The sequence below is a fragment of the Cobetia sp. D5 genome (assembly GCF_035666195.1).
In the GTDB taxonomy this organism is placed as follows: domain Bacteria; phylum Pseudomonadota; class Gammaproteobacteria; order Pseudomonadales; family Halomonadaceae; genus Cobetia; species Cobetia amphilecti.
Window position 1 is genome coordinate 565,315 of the sequence record NZ_CP142020.1, and the last position, 19,930, is coordinate 585,244.

At 63.8% G+C, this 19,930-nt stretch carries 15 protein-coding genes and 2 tRNA genes; 9 read left to right on the forward strand and 8 right to left on the reverse strand.

The genetic code is table 11. The features are described from left to right. The first annotated feature begins 152 nt into the window (after positions 1-152). Complete coding sequence (locus U0O11_RS02430; protein ID WP_216060074.1) at positions 153-1,178, forward strand: succinylglutamate desuccinylase/aspartoacylase family protein; 1,026 nt, start codon at positions 153-155, stop codon at positions 1,176-1,178. Between the two features lie 122 nt (positions 1,179-1,300). Here the strand turns inward: U0O11_RS02430 and U0O11_RS02435 are convergent, their stop codons facing one another. The 3 genes from U0O11_RS02435 to U0O11_RS02445 form a co-directional block, all read right to left on the reverse strand. Then, on the reverse strand, positions 1,301-2,695 hold the full coding sequence (locus U0O11_RS02435) for a peptide MFS transporter (protein WP_324691517.1): 1,395 nt from the start codon (positions 2,693-2,695) through the stop codon (positions 1,301-1,303). A gap of 460 nt (positions 2,696-3,155) precedes the next feature. Continuing rightward, positions 3,156-4,163 carry a tRNA dihydrouridine(20/20a) synthase DusA gene (gene dusA, locus U0O11_RS02440; RefSeq protein WP_052384479.1) on the reverse strand — a complete coding sequence of 336 codons (1,008 nt, stop codon included), beginning with the start codon at positions 4,161-4,163 and terminating at the stop codon, positions 3,156-3,158. A 148-nt stretch (positions 4,164-4,311) separates the two neighbouring features. Continuing rightward, entirely contained in the window at positions 4,312-4,929 is a 618-nt protein-coding gene (locus U0O11_RS02445; protein WP_324691519.1) for a TetR/AcrR family transcriptional regulator, read from the reverse strand. 297 nt (positions 4,930-5,226) lie between these two features. Between U0O11_RS02445 and U0O11_RS02450 the strand changes: the two genes are divergently transcribed. The 3 genes from U0O11_RS02450 to U0O11_RS02460 all read left to right on the forward strand — a co-directional run bounded on the left by U0O11_RS02450 (position 5,227) and on the right by U0O11_RS02460 (position 9,135). Next, on the forward strand, positions 5,227-5,781 hold the full coding sequence (locus U0O11_RS02450) for a carboxymuconolactone decarboxylase family protein (RefSeq protein WP_043333113.1): 555 nt from the start codon (positions 5,227-5,229) through the stop codon (positions 5,779-5,781). Positions 5,782-6,732: 951 nt separating this feature from the next. Next, positions 6,733-7,794 carry a magnesium/cobalt transporter CorA gene (gene corA, locus U0O11_RS02455; RefSeq protein ID WP_084589333.1) on the forward strand — a complete coding sequence of 354 codons (1,062 nt, stop codon included), beginning with the start codon at positions 6,733-6,735 and terminating at the stop codon, positions 7,792-7,794. Between the two features lie 441 nt (positions 7,795-8,235). Then, positions 8,236-9,135, forward strand: a complete 900-nt coding sequence (locus U0O11_RS02460; protein ID WP_043333112.1) for a LysR family transcriptional regulator — start codon at positions 8,236-8,238, stop codon at positions 9,133-9,135. A gap of 20 nt (positions 9,136-9,155) precedes the next feature. On the opposite strand, the gene U0O11_RS02465 is transcribed toward U0O11_RS02460, so the two are convergent. From U0O11_RS02465 to cydD, 3 genes are read right to left on the reverse strand one after another with little or no spacing between them, the layout of a single operon-like run. Further along, positions 9,156-9,968: an SDR family NAD(P)-dependent oxidoreductase gene (locus U0O11_RS02465; protein WP_324691524.1), complete on the reverse strand. Its 813-nt coding sequence runs from the start codon at positions 9,966-9,968 to the stop codon at positions 9,156-9,158. Positions 9,969-10,005: 37 nt separating this feature from the next. Then, a complete protein-coding gene (gene cydC, locus U0O11_RS02470) occupies positions 10,006-11,868 on the reverse strand; it encodes a thiol reductant ABC exporter subunit CydC (protein WP_324691526.1) in 1,863 nt (620 codons plus the stop codon). Then, on the reverse strand, positions 11,865-13,703 hold the full coding sequence (gene cydD / locus U0O11_RS02475; RefSeq protein ID WP_324691528.1) for a thiol reductant ABC exporter subunit CydD: 1,839 nt from the start codon (positions 13,701-13,703) through the stop codon (positions 11,865-11,867). Before cydD ends, cydC begins: the two co-directional genes overlap by 4 nt. Positions 13,704-13,960: 257 nt before the next feature. On the opposite strand from cydD, the gene gltX reads away from it, so the two are divergent. The 3 genes from gltX (at position 13,961) to U0O11_RS02490 (ending at position 15,839) form a co-directional block, all read left to right on the forward strand. Continuing rightward, positions 13,961-15,436 (forward strand): glutamate--tRNA ligase, encoded by a 1,476-nt coding sequence (gene gltX / locus U0O11_RS02480; protein WP_324691530.1) that lies wholly within the window; start codon positions 13,961-13,963, stop codon positions 15,434-15,436. Positions 15,437-15,669: 233 nt separating this feature from the next. Next, positions 15,670-15,745: transfer RNA gene (locus tag U0O11_RS02485), tRNA-Ala, on the forward strand. Between the two features lie 18 nt (positions 15,746-15,763). Continuing rightward, a tRNA-Glu gene (locus U0O11_RS02490) sits at positions 15,764-15,839 on the forward strand. A gap of 531 nt (positions 15,840-16,370) precedes the next feature. Here the strand turns inward: U0O11_RS02490 and U0O11_RS02495 are convergent. Together U0O11_RS02495 and gltA are read right to left on the reverse strand one after the other, a co-directional pair. After that, the gene (locus U0O11_RS02495; RefSeq protein WP_324691533.1) at positions 16,371-17,258 is read right to left on the reverse strand and encodes an NAD(P)-dependent oxidoreductase; all 888 of its coding nucleotides are present in this window, start codon (positions 17,256-17,258) and stop codon (positions 16,371-16,373) included. Positions 17,259-17,533: 275 nt separating this feature from the next. Next, complete coding sequence (gene gltA / locus U0O11_RS02500; RefSeq protein WP_043333109.1) at positions 17,534-18,820, reverse strand: citrate synthase; 1,287 nt, start codon at positions 18,818-18,820, stop codon at positions 17,534-17,536. Between the two features lie 391 nt (positions 18,821-19,211). Between gltA and sdhC the strand changes: the two genes are divergently transcribed. Both sdhC and sdhD read left to right on the forward strand, forming a co-directional pair. Then, positions 19,212-19,589, forward strand: a complete 378-nt coding sequence (gene sdhC, locus U0O11_RS02505; protein ID WP_043333108.1) for a succinate dehydrogenase, cytochrome b556 subunit — start codon at positions 19,212-19,214, stop codon at positions 19,587-19,589. Continuing rightward, the gene (gene sdhD / locus U0O11_RS02510) at positions 19,583-19,930 is read left to right on the forward strand and encodes a succinate dehydrogenase, hydrophobic membrane anchor protein (RefSeq protein ID WP_043333107.1); all 348 of its coding nucleotides are present in this window, start codon (positions 19,583-19,585) and stop codon (positions 19,928-19,930) included. The genes sdhC and sdhD overlap by 7 nt, the downstream gene beginning before the upstream one ends.

Here is a 19,930-nt window from a genome sequence, read left to right on the forward strand (position 1 = left end):
ACGCTGCAATGAAGTCTTTCCCTTGGCGCACCAATGCGCTAAAAGGCGCATGTCGCACAGTGTTTTCTTTCGAGACACTGGGCGAGTAGCCTGATCTGGCGGGCATGTCGCAGTGCCTGCCGCTCGTTGGTCGAACAATCTCTGAGGTGGCGATGTCACGCGCTCCATTTGAAATCAGCGGTACCCGCATCGCGCCGGGAACGCGGGCCCAGGTCGATGTGCCTGTCGCCAAGCTCTACACCCATGCGCCGCTGCACATCCCCGTCGAGGTGGTGCATGGTCGCCAGCCCGGCCCGGTGCTGCTGGTGTGCGGTGCCATCCACGGTGACGAGATCAACGGCGTCGAGATCGTGCGGCGGCTGCTCAAGAGTTCCAGCCTTGCGCGGCTGCGCGGCACCCTGATCGCGGTGCCCATCGTCAACGTGTTCGGTTTCGTGCAGCACACGCGCTACCTGCCGGACCGCCGTGACCTCAACCGCTGCTTCCCGGGCAGCGAGAGCGGCTCGCTGGGCTCGCGGGTGGCGGCGCTGTTCCGTGAGCAGATCGCCGATCAGGCCACCCACATCATCGACCTGCACACCGGCGCGATTCATCGCACCAACCTGCCGCAGATCCGCGCCACCATGACCGGCAGTGATGCCACACGTCAGATGGCGGACGCCTTCGGTGCGCCGGTGCTGCTGAATGCCGAGCTGCGCGAGGGCAGTCTGCGCGCCTATGCCAGCGAGCGCGGCGTGCCGGTCATCACCTATGAGGCCGGTGAGGCACTGCGCTTCGATGAGTGGGCGATTCGCCCGGGTGTCAGCGGCGTGAAGCGCGTGATGCGCTCCATCGGCATGCTGGCCAAGGACCGCGACCGCAAGCCCAGCTCGCGTGCGGTGGAGATGTCCAACGGCTCCAGCTGGGCGCGGGCCTCCATCGATGGCATCGTCCAGAGCCGCGTGGGCCTGGGGGACCGCGTCGAGAAGCATCAGGTGCTGGGCATCGTCGCCGACCCCTTCGGCAACAGCGAAAGCGAGGTGCTGTCACCCGCGGATGGCATCATCATCGGCATGGCCAATCTGCCGCTGGCCAATGAGGGCGAGGCGCTCTATCACGTGGCGCGCTTCCATGCGATCGACGATGCCGAGAGCGCCGTCGACAACTTCCAGCAGCTGTTCGAGCCGGACTCCATCTAGGCGCATCACGCTCCTTTACGGCCCTGTTGCTGACAGTGATAACGCAAACGCCCCGCTCAATGAGCGGGGCGTTTGCGTTGCAGCAGTCTGTCGTCTGGTCGAAAGCGACAGCCACAGAGCACTCAGCCGTGGCTGGTCTGGGTCTCGAGCGGGCCGTCATGACGCGCTTCCGCGCCGTGCATCCAGTCCACCAGCTTGCCGGCGAACACCAGCAACAGCAGGCCGCCGAGCACGCCGGTGATGGCGATGCCGCCGAACACGCTCATGGCACCGGCTTCGCCGACCAGCGAGCCGATCATGCCGGCCAGATAGTTGGCCAGCGCCACGAAGGCGAACCAGGCGCCCATCATCAGCGCGCCCATGCGCACCGGTGACAGCTTGGTGACCATCGACAGCCCCACCGGCGACAGGCACAGCTCGCCGAGAGTGTGGAAGAAGAAGGCGCCGACCAGCCACATCATCGAGGCGCTGCCTGCGGCTTTCTGCTCCAGCACCGCGCCGATCATGCACACGAAGCCGATGCCGAGGGCGATCAGGCCGAAGGCGAACTTGACCGGCGAGCTGGGCTCGCGGTTGTCCATGCGTGTCCACAGACCCGCCAGCAGCGGCGAGAGCAGGATGATGAACAGCGGATTGAGCGACTGGAACCAGGCCGCCGGCACTTCAAAGCCCATCAACATGCGATCGGTATAGTCCTGCGCATACAGCGCCATCAGGCCGCCGCCCTGCTCGAAACCCGCCCAGAACAGGATGGTGAACAGGCCCAGCACCATGATGACCTTGATGCGGTCACGCTCTTCACGGCTCAGCGGTGTCTTGCGGTTGTTGCTCTTGCTCAGGCGTGCCTCACGGCGGGCGCTGGGTTCGACCCCCAGGTCACCCAGATGGCGCGGCGCGAAGATGAGCTGGATGGCGACCGCCAGCAGCATGCCGACACCGGCCACCAGGAAGCCGGCGTTCCAGCCATAGCCTTCGGCCATGGAGCCCGCGACGATGCCCGACAGCAGCGCACCGATGTTGATGCCCATGTAGAAGATGGTGAAGGCGCCATCACGGCGGTGATCGCCCTGTTGATAGAGGTCACCGACCATCGTGGAGATGTTGGGCTTGAACAGGCCGTTGCCGACGATCAGCAGGCCGAGGCCGACATACAGCAGCTCGGGGTTGAGGCCGCTCATGGCTGGCGGCACGGCGAGCACGAATTGCCCGGCCGCCATGATCAGACCCCCGATCAGGATCGCACGTCGGGCGCCCAGCCAGTTGTCGGCCAGTGCTCCGCCGAACATCGGCGTGATGTACACCAGGCCCGTGAAGATGCCATACAGCTGCAGGGCGTCGCCCTGATTCCAGCCCAGACCGCCACTGGTGACGGCATCGGTGAGATAGAGCACCAGCAGGGCACGCATGGCGTAGTAGGAGAAGCGTTCCCACAGTTCCGTGGAGAACAGCAGATAGAGTCCGGCCGGATGCCCGAACAGCTCACGGCTGTTGGCTCCGGTAGGGGAGTGTGTGGACATGGAACCTCGAAGGAAGTGTCAGCAGAAGCAGCGCAGCCCGGATGACGGGACTGCATGGACCGGCCCACAGGTCTGCAGAGGAGGACTGTGGAGGAATCGCCGATGACGGAGCAGTTGTGTGGCTGACATCACGCAAGCATGGCGTGACGATGTCGAGACCGGTTGTTGTCCGTATGGTCAGCCATTCTGCGTGAGATGGCTTTGTCAGACAATCAAACGAAAGTCATGCATGTTGTTGGTATTTAAGGGGTTATTAGCTTAGGTGGCGACGCAGGGTTGCGTCTGGTGTCACGCCTGACAGTGCAGTGCCGTCACTTTGCTGACTGCCAAGACGACGACACCCGGCGCGAGGGCCGGGTGTCGGGGGACGGTCTTTTGAAAGCGCCGCTCTCAAGAGGACAGGGCAGAATAGAGAGGGTAGAAGAGACAGGGCAGAAGCGGCGCGAACAGGCCAGCTCGATCAGGCCTGCTCGACCTGTGCCTCGGGCCGGTGCTCCGGCACGCGCGCCATGGCGTCATCGATGACCTCGATGCCCGCGCCCGGCTTGTGGGCGTTCTCGGAGACATGACGGCGGAACTGGCGGCCGCCCGGCTGACCCTGGAACAGCCCCAGCAGATGGCGGCTGATGTGGTTGAGGCGCACGCCCTCGGCGAGACGCTTCTCGATGTAGGGGCGGAAGGCACGCAGCGCATCGTGGCGGCTGGTGTGCGGATTCTCGGCCTCGCCGTACAGCTCGCTGTCCACCGTCGCCAGCAACCAGGGGTTGTGGTACGCCTCACGGCCGACCATCACGCTATCGACGTGCTCCAGCTGCTCGTGCAGCTCATCCATCAGCTTCAGGCCGCCGTTGATACCGATATGCAATGACGGATGCGCCTGCTTGAGGCGGTGCACGCGGCCGTAGTTCAGCGGCGGCACATCGCGGTTCTCCTTCGGCGACAGGCCTTGCAGCCATGCCTTGCGCGCATGCACGCTGAAGGTGTCGCAGCCGGCATCGGCCACGGTGGTGATGAAGCGCTCGAGATCGGCGTCCTCATCCTGATCATCGATCCCGATGCGGCACTTCACCGTCACCGGAATCTTCACCTGCGCCTGCATCGCCGCCACGCACTTGGCCACCAGCTCCGGATGGCCCATCAGACAGGCACCGATCATGTTGTTCTGCACGCGATCGCTCGGGCAGCCGACATTCAGGTTCACCTCGTCATAGCCCCAGCTCTCGGCGATCGCCGCACACTCGGCCAGCGCCTGCGGGTCGCTGCCACCCAGCTGCAACGCCAGCGGATGCTCCGTCTCGTCGTGACCGAGGAAGCGCTCGCGGTCCGGATTGAACAGCAATGCCCCGGTGGTCACCATCTCCGTGTACAGCAGCGTACGACGGCTCAACACGCGCGCGAAGGCGCGGTAGTCTCGGGTCGTCCATTCCATCATCGGCGCAACGGAAAAGGTGCGGTCAATCGGTGTCATCGGCATGGCAGTCATATCGGCTGGTGTGGGAGCAGGGATCGGAGCATCAGGTGCAGGCGCTGTCGAGACAAGCGGGCGGTGATTCTAGCAGCTTGTGAGGCGAAGCGCCGAGTCAGAGGGAGCCGCGAGCCAATGCGCCGCTCATGGCTCAATGCGTGTTGTTGACCTTCAGCGCCTCGATGTCCTGGGCGATGTCTTCGGCGAGCTGGTGGACGGCTTCGCTTTCGCCTTCACGCTGGGCGTAGGCGCGCAGGCCCATGACTTCGGCCTGCAGGCGGCGGCCGAGGCGTTCCGGCTGGTGCGCGGGGCGCTCGGGGTCGATGAGTTCACCGGCGTCGCGGGCGTCTGCGAAGGCCTGGCGGAAGCGGGCTTCCATGTTGGCGAGCAGCATCTCGACCTTGTCGCGGGCGGCCTGTTCACGCTCGCCGAGTTCCAGCAGGCTCTTGGCCAGCATGCAGGCGCGGGACGGCACCTCGCAGTCGCGCAGTCCGCCGAGCTTGCGGATATAGGTGGCGAGAGCGGTCAATGGCGAGTCGTGGCTGGCCATCAGGCTTTCCATCTCGCGCAGGCTGCGCGCGGAGTAGCAGTCCAGCGCTTCCTGGAAGAGGCCATCCTTGCTGCCGAAGGTGGCGTAGATGCTGCCGGGACGCATGTCGAGCGCGTGCTCGATATCCTTCAGCGAAGTGGCATGAAAGCCCTTCTGCCAGAAGAGATTGAGCGCCCGTTCGAGGGAATCCTGGCGGTTGTGCAAGGTCGCGCGTGGCATGGCTGTCCTGACGATGGGGCTCGCGAGTGACGCCTGTCTTCGCGCGGCATGGCGAAGCGGGCGGTCTGCAAGGAGCAAGGTGTTGAGTGAGTACTCAAGTTTAACTTGAATGATCGCTCAAATCCAGCTAGTGTGTTCCCCGACAACGCAGTGCAGCGGATGGTCAGGCGTTATTTTGAGCGTTTGCTCATATCTTGCCCTGCATCCTCAGGGGCGCTGCTCAAGGCTTCATGCCACTGGCTGGCAGCCCGCCCCTGAGACTCCGCGCATCTCGTTCATCATTCCGAAGGAGTCCTCATGACAGATTTCACACTCTACACCGCCGACAATGCCCCGCAGGACAGCAAGCCGCTGCTCGGCAAGTCCGTCGAAGCCTTCGGCATGGTGCCGGGCCTGCACGCCGTGATGGCCGAAGCGCCGGGCCTGCTGGAAGGCTACCAGGTGCTGCACCAGCTGTTCCTCGACAGCAGCTTCGATGATGAAGAGACCACCGTGGTGTGGCAGACCATCAACGTCGAGCACAACTGCCACTACTGTGTGCCGGCGCATACCGGTATCGCCAAGTCGATGAAGGTGGATGACGCCATCATCGAGGCGCTGCGCAACGAGACGCCGCTGCCGACCGAGCGTCTGGAAGCCCTGCGTACCTTCACGCTGGCCGTGGTGCGTGAGCGTGGCTTCGTCGATGACGCCACCGTGCAGACCTTCCTCGATGCCGGTTATACCAAGCGCAATGTGCTGGAAGTGATTCTGGGCCTGTCCCAGAAGGTGATGAGCAACTACACCAATCACCTGGCCGAGACGCCGATCGACGAGCCGTTCAAGAAGTTCGAGTGGCACAAGCAGGGCTGAAACTGAGGCGAGAGGGCACGGCAAGTGCCTGACTCCCCAATGCTAATGAAAATATTTCTCATTAGTGTTGACGTCTGAGCCTGCGGGTCATATTCTGGGGTCATCGCTTCCCCGCCATGGGTAGCGGTGTCCCGGCCAGCGGAGTCAGGCCCCTGTCCGGGAGGCTTCTCATCAGACAGTTTTACGGTCCTTGCCAGCGGCTCATCCTACGGGGTGGGCCGCTTTTTTATGCGCAAAAAAAGACGCCTCCTTCGCTTGCGCGAGGGAGGCGTCCGGAAGCGCTTCTCGATTCACTTGCTTTCCGTCTGCCAATGACAGGGAGGAAGGCTTGCGAGCCGAGCGGTGCTTCGTGCTCACCAGATTTGGATGTCAGGTCCCTGGCAAGCGTCTCATCAGGCCAGTCACGACCTTGATATTCTGGCGCCATGATACGTCAGCCGGTGAGGGGAGGCCAGCGGCGCGTGAGATAAACGCTGACTCAATGTTAATGAAAATATTTCTCATTAGTATTGACGGCGTCTGCCGGAGAGCATAATCTGGATTCATCGCTTCCCGCCATGGAATGCGGTAGCCAGAACAGCGGAGTCAGGCCCCTGTTCGGGTTTCTCCTCATCAAGCTAGTCACGGTCTTAGGGCGGCTCTCACGGGTCGCCTTTTTTCGTGTCTGGCCGTCAGACGCTGCTCTGGCGCGCTATCTCCCTCACTCGCTCGATCTCTCGCACGCTTATTCCCTCGGGCGATCTCTCGCACGCGGCCTCGCGCTCATGCCTGATACGCCCCGTCGCTCGGCCTCCGCTGGCGCGCCATCTCGTTTAGAATGACGACATCCTATTCGCACGCCGCCAAGGCGCCCGGGTTTCGCTGCCTTTTCAGACGGTTGGCCATAGTGGCCAGTCATTGTCATCAGTCAGTGCACAGGCGCGACCCGCGGGGCTTTTCGAGGAAGTCATCATGATCACACTCTATCGACTGCACGATGATGGCCGCCTGCGCGGCGAACATATCGTGTTGCCCGACCCGCAGCCCGGCCAGCCCGATGCGCCGCCGCGCCTGGCGGATAGCGCTGAAGAGGCGGCTGCCCTGCATGCCGGGTTGCTGGCCGATGACGAGCTGGCACCGCCGATTCTGGTGCGAAGCGATGTGCTGTGGATCGATCTCTGTGAGCCGGATGAGCAGGAAAAACGCTGGGTGAGCGAACAGTTCACGGTGGAGCTGCCTGATGTCGAGGAACTGGAGGAGATCGAATCGTCGTCGCGCTTCTATCTGGAAGGCGATGGCATCCACGTCGTCTCGCTGTTTCCGCATCGCAAGGGGCGCGAGCCACAGACGGCCAACGTCGCCTTCCATCTGCATGGGCGCCAGCTGATCAGCATGCGCCACGAGGATATCGGCCTGCTGCGGCTGTTCCGCAATCACCTGCGTCGCCAGCGGCTGAGTCCGGAGGATGGCTGGGAGGTGCTGCTGGCGCTGCTGGCGATGAAGGTCGATTACCTGGCCGATGAGATCGAGGATATCTACCGCGCGCTGGAAGCACTGGGCAAGCAGGCGGTGCACCCCGAGGCGCTGGAAGACACCCTGCACGGCATCCTGCTGCAGGAGCGCTACAACGACAAGGTCCGCCAGTCGCTGCTGGACAGCCAGCGCCTGCTGCGCCAGCTGACGCGCCACCTGCCCTCGGCGCCACGCCAGAAGTCGCGACGGCAGGAGATTCGCGACATGCTGCGCGACATCGACTCGCTCAATCCGCACACCACCTTCATTTTCGACAAGGTCAACTTCCTGCTCGATGCCTCGATCGGTTTCACCAACCTCGATCAGAGCCGCATCATCAAGATCTTCTCGGTGGCGGCAGTGGTCTTCATGCCGCCGACCTTGATCGCCAGCATCTACGGCATGAACTTCCACTGGATGCCGGAGCTGGACGAGGACTGGGGCTATCCCTTCGCGCTGTGTCTGATGGGGGTGTCGGCGCTCTCGACCTATCTGTTCTTCAAGTGGAAGAAGTGGCTGTAAGTCACTGAAGACAGGCATAAAAAAAGCGCCTGGCGTCGTTAGACGGCCAGGCGCACAAGAAACTTGCATTACAACACTGAAGATCGCCACCGAGGCCCGGGATGGGCCGACAGCGAAACCGCGCGTGGGGGCGTCGCCATGCAGACCAGTCACCGGGAATCGGTGGGATGAGCAGTGCAACTACCTGAGCGCGAACCTGGACGGTCGGGCTGCGCCACGCAGGCCCGGCCGTCGTCGGTCTAGTCCGGGAGCAGGCGGCCGATGCCGCGACGCGCCTGCTCCCGCATGTTCGTGGCGCACAGTATAGGGTGCCGCGCTTTGGAGAATAAGCGCGTACAATCGAAAACTAGGGTTTCCAATATGGAAACTCGGAAGATTGATGGGATGTCTGGCCGTGTTCAGGGGGCCATGGCGGTTGCACAGCGAGGGTAAGGAAGACACATGGCGACACTTGATGCATTGCGCGTATTCGTCGAGGTCGTGCGCGCGGCCAGTTTCACGGCGGCGGCACGGCGACTGGGAATTTCCAAGTCGCTGGCATCCAAGCGGGTGGCGGCACTGGAAGAGCAGCTGGGCGTCAGCCTGATCAATCGCTCGACCCGCAAGCTGCATCTCACCGAGGCGGGGCGCATCTACTACGAGCACGGCCTGCGCATCCGCGAGGAGCTGGAATCCGCCGAGGCCCGCGTGCAATCCGTCACCTCGCAGCCGATGGGCCAGCTCAAGGTGTCGGCGCAGGTGTCGTTCGGCTTCATGTATCTGGCCGCGCCGACCACCGCCTTCATGCGCCGCTACCCGGATGTCAGCGTCGAGATTCTGCTCGAGGATCAGCGCTTCGAGCCCATCGATGAGTCGGTGGATCTGGCGATTCGCATGGGGCCGCTGCCGGATTCCTCGATGGTCTCGCGCCCGCTGTGCAAGGTGGTCTATGGCCTGTATGCGGCGCCGGACTATCTGGCGCGCGTCAATGCGCCGCCGGTGCAGCCCCAGGACATCCGCGCCTTCGATACCATCTTCTACGGCAATTACGATCTGGGGGCGCATTGGCGCTTCACGCTCAATGGTCAGCCCTTCGATGTGGAGCCGGAGTCGCGGCTGGTGATCAACAATCTGCTCGGCGTGGTGGAGGCGGCCAAGGCCGGCTTCGGTCTCGCCTATCTGCCGACCTTCTCGGCCCGCGCGGCAGTGGAGAGTGGTGAGCTGGTGCCGCTGCTGCAGCCCTACTGGAACGAGCATGGCTCGATGGTGGTGCTGTTCCGCTCACGCAAGTACCTGCCCGACAAGACCCGCGCCTACCTCGACTTCATCACCGAGTGGTTCCAGGAGCATCTGCAGCTCTGACGTCGCCTCTACCGAGAGGGTTACCACTCGATGGCCTGGCCGGCCCAGTCGTAGAAGCCGCCGCTGGCGGTGGGCGGTAGTTCGCAGGCGACGCGCAGCAGACGGCGCGCCACGAAGCCCGTGGTGAACAGTTTGCCTTCGGGCACGCGGGCCTGGAAGGGCGTCGACAGGCCGGTGTCGGTGGTGCCGGGATGCAGCGCGACCAGCAGTGCCTCGGGATTGCGGCGCGCGATCTCGATGGCGGCGGTCTTGAGCAGCATGTTGTGGCTGGCCTTGCTGGCGCGATAGGCATACCAGCCGCCGCTGCGGTTGTCGGAGATCGAGCCGACCCGCGCCGACAGCGAGGCGAAGATCACCGGCGTGCGTCGGCGCAGGCGTGGCGCCAGCATTCCCAGCAGCAGGGCCGGGGCGAAGGCGTTGACCTGGTGCAGGCGCGTCAGGGCCGCCAGGCTCAAATCCTCCAGGCGCTTCTCCGGCCATAGCTGCTCACGCTCGTCATGCAGCAGGCCCAGCGCGTTGAATATCAGCGCCGGTGGCTGTCCCGCCTCGCTCTCCCCATCCAGTTGCTGTGCCAGCCACTCCTCGAGGCGCGCGGTGCCTTGCTCGGTGGTCAGGTCGGCCTCCAGCGTCTCGAGCTCGGGATGCGCCGCCAGGCATGAGACATCGCGACTCACCGCCAGCACTTTTCCACAGTGCGGATGGACAAGCAGCTCAGCGATCAGCGCCCGCCCGATCCCGCCGCTGGCACCGGTGACCAGTGCGCAGAAGCCCTGTGGCAGGCGCGCGAAGGTGTCCGCCGCCAATGGCTGATCTTCCAGTCTGCTGTCTGCCATGCATGTCTCCCTCTGTAGTGGCCGAATGTGACTGTCGTCACGCAGTGCGCTCCATCAGCCTGGCGAGACGGGAATCGCGGCTCAGCGTGGTCGGAGTGGCGTCTTCCTGCAGGCGGCCCGCCTCCAGCAGAGCCAGGCGCGCAAAGCGCTCCAGCCCCAGCGGCTGGTGGGTGATCATGATCAGGCTGCGGCCCTCGCAGGCGGCGAGAATCGCGCTCATCACCTGCTCGGCGCTGGTGCGGTCCAGTCCTTCGCAGGGCTCATCGAGCAGCACGATCGGCGCCGGTGACAGCAGTGCACGCGCCACACCGAAGCGGCGCAGCTGGCCACCGGACAATGAACGCCCCCCTTCATCCGGGAAGCCGGCCAGTCCCTGTGGCTGGCGGGCCAGCCAGTCGCCAAGGCCAAGGCTTTCCAACATGCGCGTCAGTGCCTCATCGCTGGCCTCGGGAGCGGCCAGGCACAGGTTGTCGGCGTAGCTGGCACAGAACAGATGCGTGTCCTGCGGGCAGACCGCGAAGCTTGCGCGCAGCGTGGCCTCGTCGAGTGAATCCAGCGCCACGCCGCCCAGCGTGATGCGTCCGGCGCTGGGGAGATGGAAGCGACTGAGCACGTCCAGCAGGGTGCTCTTGCCGCTGCCGGACGGGCCGAGCAGTGCCAGATGCTCGCCTGCGGCCAGTGTTAGGGAAAGCTCTGTGAGCACCGGCGTGTCGCCGTGGGTGACGCTCAGCTGCTCGATCTCCAATGCATGACCCACCGGCGTGGCAGCCTCGGAGTCACTGGGGAACTGAGCCGCCGGCGTATTGGCCTGCACGCTGTTGAGGCGCGCGGCCGCCGACAGGCAGCGACCGAGCCCCTGCCAGGCCAGCGGCAGTGGCGCCAGCGCCTCGAAGGCGCCGAGCACGGCCAGCAGGAACAGCGCCAGCAGGCGACCATCGAGCAGCTCGTCAGAATGCGTCGTCATGTCGTTGTTCGCATATGGCGCCATTTGCATGACGCCGAGTAGCGCCACCCCGGCCAGCGTCAGCCCCAGCAGACTGTGGCTCAGCCAGCTGGCCAGTGCCTGACGGCGTGCCTGGGCGCGCTCGATGCTATCCCGCTCGGCCTGTTGCTCGGCGAGGCGCTCAAGCTCCTCATTCCAGCGACCATAGATCACCAGCTCGCCCAGTCCCTGCAGGCGTTCCAGCAGGCGCGCGCGCAGGCGGCTGGCCGAGGACTGATGCCGCATGGCGTCACGGCTGCCACGCCACCAGGCCAGCCACGGCACCAGTCCGCCGGTCAGTACCAGTCCGATTACTGCCACCAGCGCCAGTGTCGGCGCGAAGATGCCGATCAGTGTGCCGGCGGCGAGGATGGCGCAGACCGCCACCAGCGAGGGAATCAATACGCGCACGTAGAGGCTGTCGAGGGCGTCGACATCCGCGCCCAGGCGGGTCATCAGCTCTCCCTGGCCGGCATGTTGCAGCGCGGCGGGGGAGAGCGGCTCGATGGCCTCGAACAGGCGGCGGCGCAGGCTCGCCAGCAGACGCAGCGTGCCTTCGTGGGTGGTGACGCGCTCGCCATAGCGTCCGGCGGTGCGCGCCAGCGCCAGACCGCGCACGCCTGCCGCCGGTGTGAAGAAGTTGAAGGCCTGGGTGGCGGCGACGCTCAAGCCGGCCACGGCGGTGGCGGAGAGAAACCAACCCGACAGCGCCAGCAGACCGGTGGCGGCCAGCAGGGTGATCAGCGCCAGCAGCGCGCCGATGCCTAGCCAGCCGCGATGCTCGCGCATCAAGGCCAGATAGGGCGTCAGTTCGCGCAGACGTGGGCGCTGCTCGCTATACGCTTCACCCAGTGCTGGCTCACTTGCTGTGACAGCCGCGGGCGTGTCAGGCGCGGGCTTGCGGATGGCGCGGTTCATGCGTCACCTCGCGGTGTCGGGAGGGGGAGCGGGCGGTCCTGCACCAGCTGGCCATCGTCCAGATGAATCAGGCGCTGGCACAGCGTCAGCAGCTCTGGTCGGTGGGTCAGCAGCAGCAGGGTGCGACCCTCGCCGAGACGCTTGAGCGCGGCGATCACGCGCGCTTCGCTGTCGGCGTCCAGGCTGGCGGTGGGTTCATCTAGCAGCACCAGCGGCGCGTCATGCAAGAAGGCGCGGGCCAGAGACAGGCGGCGTGCCTGACCGCCGGACAGCGCCTGGCCGCCCTCGCCAAGACGCGTCTCGAGCCCGCGCGGCAGGTGCTGGTACCAGTCAAGCAGGTCGGCATTGTCCAGCGCCGCTTCGAGCTGTGCGTCGCTGGCCTGAGGCCTGGCCAGGCGCAGGTTGTCGGCCAGCGTGCCGGACAGGACCATCGTCTCCTGACCGACCCAGGTCGCCATGCCCGGCGGCAGGCCGTGGCTCAGCGGATGGCCATTGAGATACAGCAGGCCGTCGCTGGCCTCGACGAAGCCGAGCAGCAGATTGAGCAGCGTCGACTTGCCGGAACCGGAGGCGCCGGTCAGCGCGACGCGTTCGCCCTGGGTGATCCGCAGGGTCAGCGGGCCGAGCGCCGGCAGAGTCAGCGTGCTGGTCTGGCGGTTCCACTGATTGGGATAGCGCACACAGACCTCTTCCAGCATCAGCGAGTGCAGCTTGCGGGTCTGAGGGCGCGCCGCGGGCAGGTCGCTGATGGCATTGTGCGCCTGTGCGCCAGCCTCGGCCTCTTGCGTGAAGGGGGCACTGCCGACGATGGGGGCGAGATCACTGGCGGCAGCCTCGGCCTCGGCCTTGGCGTGATAGTGCACGCCCAGCTCGCGCAGCGGCTGATAGAACTCGGGCGCCAGCACCAGAATGAAGAGCGCGGTCTGCAGGGTCAGCGGTGAGTCGCCCCAGGTGCCGAATTGCAGGTGGCCGAGGAAGTGGAAGCCGAGGTAGACCGCCAGCAGCGCGATGGACACCGCGGTGAAGAATTCCAGCACCGTGGAGGACAGGAAGGCCAGGCGCAGCACGCGCATGGTGCGCTTGCGAAAGGCATGGCTGACCGCCTCGACCTGGGGGCCGCGTCTGGCGCCGCCGAACAGCTTCAGGGTCTTGAGGCCGGTGAGCAGGTCCATGAAGTGGCGGCCCATGCGGTCCATCTCCCGGAACTGCTCCTGCGAGCGCTTGCGCGCCGCTATGCCGACCAGAATCATGAAGATCGGTACCAGTGGTGCGGTGGCGGCCAGAATCAGGCCGGCCGCCCAGTTGAGCGGAAACACCACGCACAGCAGCATCAGCGGAATCAGCCCCGCGAGGCGTGTCTGTGGGCGGAAGTCGGCGTAGTAGCCGTGCAGTGACTCGACCTGGTCCCAGACGCGGTTGGCGAGACTGGCGCGATGCTGGCGACGCACCCACAGCGGGCCGAGTTCGGCGAAGCGCTGCAACAGTCGCTCGCGCAGGCGACGGCGGATCTGTTGACTGGCGCGGGTGCCGGCATAGCCACGCAGGCCAGTGAGCGCGCCGCGCAGCGAGAGACTGGCGGCGAGCACCGCGATGGCCGGCCACAGTGTCGCCAGGCCTTCGCGGTCGATCGCCACGCCCTGGGCCAGGCGTGCGATGGCCCAGGCCTGGGCGAGCAGCACCAGCGTCGAGAGCAGGGCGCACAGGATGGCGAGCTGGGGCCAGCGGCCACCGGCACGTGCCAGTGTCTCCAGCCAGCGGCGTGGCACGAATTCTGCCGATGCAGTGGCATCGGTGGGGGAGGGTGAAACATCGGGTGCAGCGGCAGTTCGGGGCATTCATGCTCCTGCCGGTGGTGGCAGAGATAGTTGCAGGGAGGCGCTGGCGTCACGTCTCAAGGCAGAGAATGACGCATCTGGCGCAAGCTTACCGCCGAGAGAGCGTTGGTACACGGCGACGCACTGTCGCACATCTTCACCTTGCGTATAATATGCCCCAGCACTCGCTGCTGAGACAGCAGCGTGATTTCACGCCCCGGCAGTCAGTCATTGCCGAGACGCTTGTTGCCCTCTCTTCTCGAACTACTGGACTCCACATGACCGTTCGTACGCGCATCGCACCGTCGCCGACTGGTGATCCCCACGTCGGCACCGCCTACATCGCCCTGTTCAACCAGTGCTTCGCTCGTCAGCATGGTGGCGAGTTCATTCTGCGTATCGAGGATACCGATCAGACGCGTTCCACCGGCGAATCCGAGCAGATGATCCTCGACTCGCTGCGCTGGCTGGGCATCGAATGGGCCGAAGGCCCGGATGTCGGCGGTCCGCACGGCCCGTACCGTCAGAGTGAGCGTGGCGACATCTACGCCAGACACTGCCAGCAGCTGATCGATGCTGGCCATGCCTTCAAGTGCTATCGCACCAGCGAAGAGCTGGACGAGCTGCGCGAGTCGCGCAAGGCCGAAGGTCTGCACATGGCGCTCAAGCCGTCCGATCTCGCGCTGCCGGCAGAAGAAGTGGCACGTCGTGAAGCGGCGGGCGCGCCCTTCGTCATCCGCATGAACGTGCCGGAAAGCGGTACCTGTGTGGTCAAGGACATGCTGCGCGGCGAGATCGAGGTCGAGTGGGCCCAGGTCGATGCGCAGATCCTGCTCAAGTCCGATGGCATGCCGACCTACCACCTGGCCAATGTGGTGGATGATCACCTGATGGAGATCACCCACGTGCTGCGTGGCGAGGAGTGGATCAACTCGGCGCCCAAGCATCAGCTGCTGTATGAATACTTCGGCTGGCAGATGCCGGAACTGTGCCACATGCCGCTGCTGCGCAACCCGGACAAGACCAAGCTGTCCAAGCGCAAGAACCCGACGTCGATCCTCTACTACCGTCGCATGGGCTACCTGCCGGCGGCGGTGATCAACTATCTCGGCCGTCTCGGCTGGTCCATGCCGGACGAGCGCGAGAAGTTCTCCCTGAGCGAGATGCAGGAGCACTTCGATATCCAGCGTGTCTCGCTGGGTGGTCCGGTATTCGATGTCGAGAAGCTCAGCTGGCTGAACGGTCTCTACATCCGTGATCTGTCCGAGGACGAGCTGCTGAGCGAGCTGCGTCAGTGGGCTTTCAACGAGTCCTACGTCAAGCAGATCCTGCCGGAAGTGAAGCCGCGCATCGAGACGCTGTCCGAGGCGATTCCGCTGGCCGGCCACTTCTTCTCCGGTCTGCCGGCCATCACGCCGGACGACTTCGCCAAGGCGAAGCTGGAAGGCGAAGACCTGGTGCGTCAGATGCAGTTCCTGACCTGGAAGCTTGAAGCCGTGAGTGCCTGGGACAAGGAGCACCTGCTGGCGGAAGTGAAGCTGCTCTCCGAGCACTTCGGGCTCAAGATGAAGGACTTCCTGGCACCGGTGTTCGTGGCGGTGACCGGCTCGGCGACTTCCACCTCGGTGATGGACGCGATGGTCATTCTGGGCTCCGACATGACGCGCGCGCGTCTGCGTCACGCCGTGGCCGTACTGGGCGGCGTCTCCAAGAAGGCCGCCAAGCGCTTCGAGAAGGAATATCGCGACCTGTAAGAATATCGCGACCTGCAAGAATATCGCGACCTGCAAGAATATCGCGACCTGCAAGGGTGTCTGCGATGTGTAGGTGATGGCCCCCGTGACGTATGCCGTCATGGGGGCCATGTCTTGCAGCAGGGCGCTGAACAGCGCTTTCAGTGGTGATCAGCAGCACGATGAGAATTGTGTGAAAAAGAAGTTGACGACCCCGAGGGTTATCAGTAAGATACGCCTCGTTCTTGAGAGACGGGGCCTTAGCTCAGCTGGGAGAGCGCAACACTGGCAGTGTTGAGGTCAGCGGTTCGATCCCGCTAGGCTCCACCAAGTTTCTCAAGCGACTGCGTCCCATTCGTCTAGTGGTCCAGGACACCGCCCTTTCACGGCGGTAACAGGGGTTCGAACCCCCTATGGGACGCCACTCTTCAGACATCTCGAGTCACCTTTCAGGTCTCGCGAAGTCAACAAAAAAGCACACCTTGCGGGGTGTGTTTTTTTTGTCCCTGATTCTGGCTTATGCACAGCCTGTGTGTCGGCAGAAAAGCATGTTATCCCCAAGTCGCCCTTGACAGGCCCCGTGTCTTGTCCACTGTTCGCGCGCTGTCACATCTCCCCCTGCATCTCTTTCCAAAGTGCGGCCCCTGCGGCTGGCGCTTACGTCGTGTTACGAAAAATTTCTTTTATATCAATGGTTTATGCGCTGGTTAAATTTTGTGCAATCTGTTGGTAAGCCCGCTGTCATGCTGGTTCGCCGCGCTTGTCTAGGGGTTATCAACGAGGTTATCCACAGATAGTGTGGAAAAACATCATGAGCGCCGCTGCTGTCTGGGATGTTGCGCTGCGGCATCAAAAAAACGCCTCATTCCCGCGTCCATATGGCGTTGGAATGAGGCGTTTTCAGTGCGAGGCCGTGTGATGCGATTCAGCTCGCTCGCGTGTATTCAGACCCGCTTCATCTGGAGAGGCGCTTGAGCAGCGAGGAGGTGTCCCAGCGATTGCCGCCCATGGCCTGCACGTCGGCATAGAACTGATCGACCAGCGCGGTCACCGGCAGGCTGGCATCGATGCGGCGTGCTTCCGCCAGACAGATGTCGAGGTCCTTGCGCATCCAGTCGACGGCAAAGCCGTGATCGTACTCGTCCTTGAGCATGGTGGCGTGACGATTTTCCATCTGCCAGGAGCCGGCGGCGCCCTTGGAGATCACCTCGATCACCGCCTCGCGATCCAGCCCCGCCTGCTCGGCGAAGTGCAGGCCCTCGGAAAGCGCCTGCACCAGCCCGGCAATGCAGATCTGGTTGACCATCTTGGTGGTCTGGCCGGCACCGGTCTCGCCGATGCGCTTCACCATGCGACCGTAGTGTGTCAGCACCGGCTCGGCGCGCGCGTAATCCGCCTCGCTGCCGCCACACATGATGGTCAGCACGCCATTCACGGCGCCTTGCTGGCCGCCGGAGACCGGTGCGTCGACGAAGCCGATGTCGGCCTCGCCCGCGGCGGCGGCCAGCTCGCGTGCCAGGTCGGCACTGGCGGTGGTGTGGTCCACCAGCAGGCTGCCGCTCGCCATGCCGGCCAGCACGCCGTCGTCGCCGTAGGTGACGCTGCGCACGTCATCATCATTGCCCACGCACATCAGCACGATATCGGCGCCCTCGGCGGCTTCTCGCGGGGTGGCGTGATGGCTGCCGCCATACTCCTCGCTCCACTGCTCGGCGCGTGCACGTGTGCGGTTGTAGACCCGCACCTCAAGGCCTGCGCGTTTCAGATGGCCGGCCATGGGGTGACCCATGACGCCGAGTCCGATGAAGGCGGCGGTACGTGGCGTTGTGTGTGTGTCTGACATGCTGGGGGCTCCTTGCCATCAATCAGGAATGAGGTTGCGCCGCTCGCGATGGGGCGCATGGCGTGCCGGCGCGTACAGGGCTGACGAAGCCGGTACATCAGCACGCTAGCACGTCCGGGGCGGGGATGGGGTGGCTTTGTGGCTTGCGTCTCGACAGGGGTTGCGCGCATGAGAGGCGACAGGCCAAAAAAACCGCCTCCGAAGAGGCGGTCTGTCCTGTAGGCGAATGACCCGATGTTGCCGGGTTGCCTGGTGCTGAGTTACTTGGTGCTGGGTTACTTGGCCGGATAGTCGCGCTGCGGGTGGCCGGTGTAGAGCTGACGCGGACGGCCGATGCGGTGGCCGCCGGCGATCATCTCGTTCCAGTGGGAGATCCAGCCGATGGTGCGCGACATGGCGAAGATGACCGTGAACATGTTGGTCGGGATGCCGATCGCCTTGAGGATGATGCCGGAGTAGAAGTCGACATTCGGGTACAGCTTGCGCTCGATGAAGTACTCGTCTTCCAGCGCGATCTGTTCCAGACGCTTGGCGATCTTGAGCTGCGGGTCGTCCGCCATGCCCAGCTGCTCCAGCACTTCGTCGCAGGTCTCTTTCATGACCTTGGCGCGCGGATCGAAGTTGCGATAGACGCGGTGACCGAAGCCCATCAGCTTGAACGGGTCTTCCTTGTCCTTGGCCTTGTCGATGAAGCGCTGGATGTTCTCCTCGGACTCTTCACCGATCTCGTCGAGCATGGCCAGCACGGCTTCGTTGGCGCCGCCGTGTGCCGGGCCCCACAGTGCCGCGATACCGGCGCTGATGCAGGCGAACGGGTTGGCACCGGTGGAGCCGGCCAGACGCACGGTAGAGGTCGAGGCGTTCTGCTCGTGGTCGGCGTGCAGCATGAAGATGGTGTCCATCGCCTTGGCGAACACCGGGTTGATCTTGTACTCCTCGCACGGGTTGCCGAACATCATGTACAGGAAGTTCTCGCCGTAGGAGAGGTCATTGCGCGGGTACATGAACGGCTGACCGATGTTGTACTTGTGGCACATGGCCGCCAGGGTCGGCATCTTGGCGATCAGGCGCACGGCGCTGACGTAGCGTTCCTTCTCGTTGGTGATGTTCAGGTTGTCGTGATAGAAGGCGGCCAGGCCACCGACCACGCCGCACAGGATCGCCATCGGGTGGGCGTCGCGACGGAAGCCCTTGAAGAAGTTGACGATCTGCTCATGCACCATGGTGTGGTTGCTGATCAGCTGGGCGAACTTGTCGTATTCCTCGTCGCTCGGCAGCTCTCCGAACAGCAGCAGGTAGCACAGCTCGATGTAGTTGGAGCTCTTGGCCAGCTGGTCGATGGGGTAGCCGCGATGCAGCAGCACGCCTTTCTGGCCATCGATGAAGGTGATGGATGATTCGCAGGCGGCAGTGGAGACGAAGCCCGGGTCGTAGGTGAACATGCCTTCGGCGGTCAGGCCGCGAACGTCGATGACGTCCTGGCCGAGCGTGCCGGAATAGACCGGGAACTCGATGCTCTTGTCGATACCGTCTACTGTCAATGTCGCTTTCTTGTCAGTCATGCCGACCTCCTCATTATTCGCGTAACTCTTTGACTTGCTTGCCATGCCGGGCTTGCATCAATCCCGCCCACTATAGAAGCCCGCGAAAGATTGTCAATTCGCCACACGGCGTAGAGACGCGCGCCATGCTGCTGTGCGTCAGTTCCCCGACGTTTACGTATCCCGTGCCGTCAGGTCGCGTCCTGTTCACTGCATTTTGTGCAATCCGTGGTTGCGGCCCTGCGACGTCATGCCATTTGTCATGCCAATGGCCAACCCCTATAATCCACCGTCGCGCGACTGGCGGGAAATTCGGCTCGGTACCGTGGATGGCCTGCGCCCGAGACCCTTCCTCAAACCACCGCCCCTGCGGGCTTGCGTCCGTGTTGGGCCAAGAGAGTGTGTAAGAGCCGTGAATAGCAAACGACCCGTAAATCTCGATCTGACGACGATAAAGTTCCCTCTCCCTGCGCTGACTTCAATCACCCACCGTATTACCGGCGTGATTCTGTTCGTGGGCCTGGTATTTGCGCTGTGGGCACTCGATGCCTCGCTGTCCTCCCCGGAAGGGTTCGAGGCAGTGCGCGACACCCTGGCGACCAACTTCCTGGCCAAGATCGTGGCCTGGGGCCTGCTGTCTGCCCTCGGTTTCCACTTCGTGGCTGGCATCAAGCACCTGCTGATGGACATGGATATTGGTGTCGAACTGGAAAGTGCTAATCGCAAGGCGCAGGTCACTGTCGTGATCAGTGCTGTTCTCGTGGTCCTGGCGGGAGTCTGGGTATGGTAAACAACATCACCAATTTCAGCCGCAGCGGTCTGTCCGACTGGGTGCTGCAGCGTGTTTCTGCCGTGATTCTGGCAGTCTATTCCGTGTTCATGGTCGGCTACCTGCTGCTCCATCCGAACCTCGACTACACCACCTGGAGTGGTCTGTTCGAGAACACGGCGATGCGCATCTTCTCTCTGATGGCATTCATCTCGATTGCCGCACACGCCTGGATCGGTCTGTGGACCGTGGCGACCGATTACATGAAGCCGACCGCACTGCGTTTCGGTTTCCAGGTCTTCGTCATCCTTGCGTTGTTCATCTTCTTGGTCTGGGGCGTTCAAGTCCTGTGGGGAGCCTGA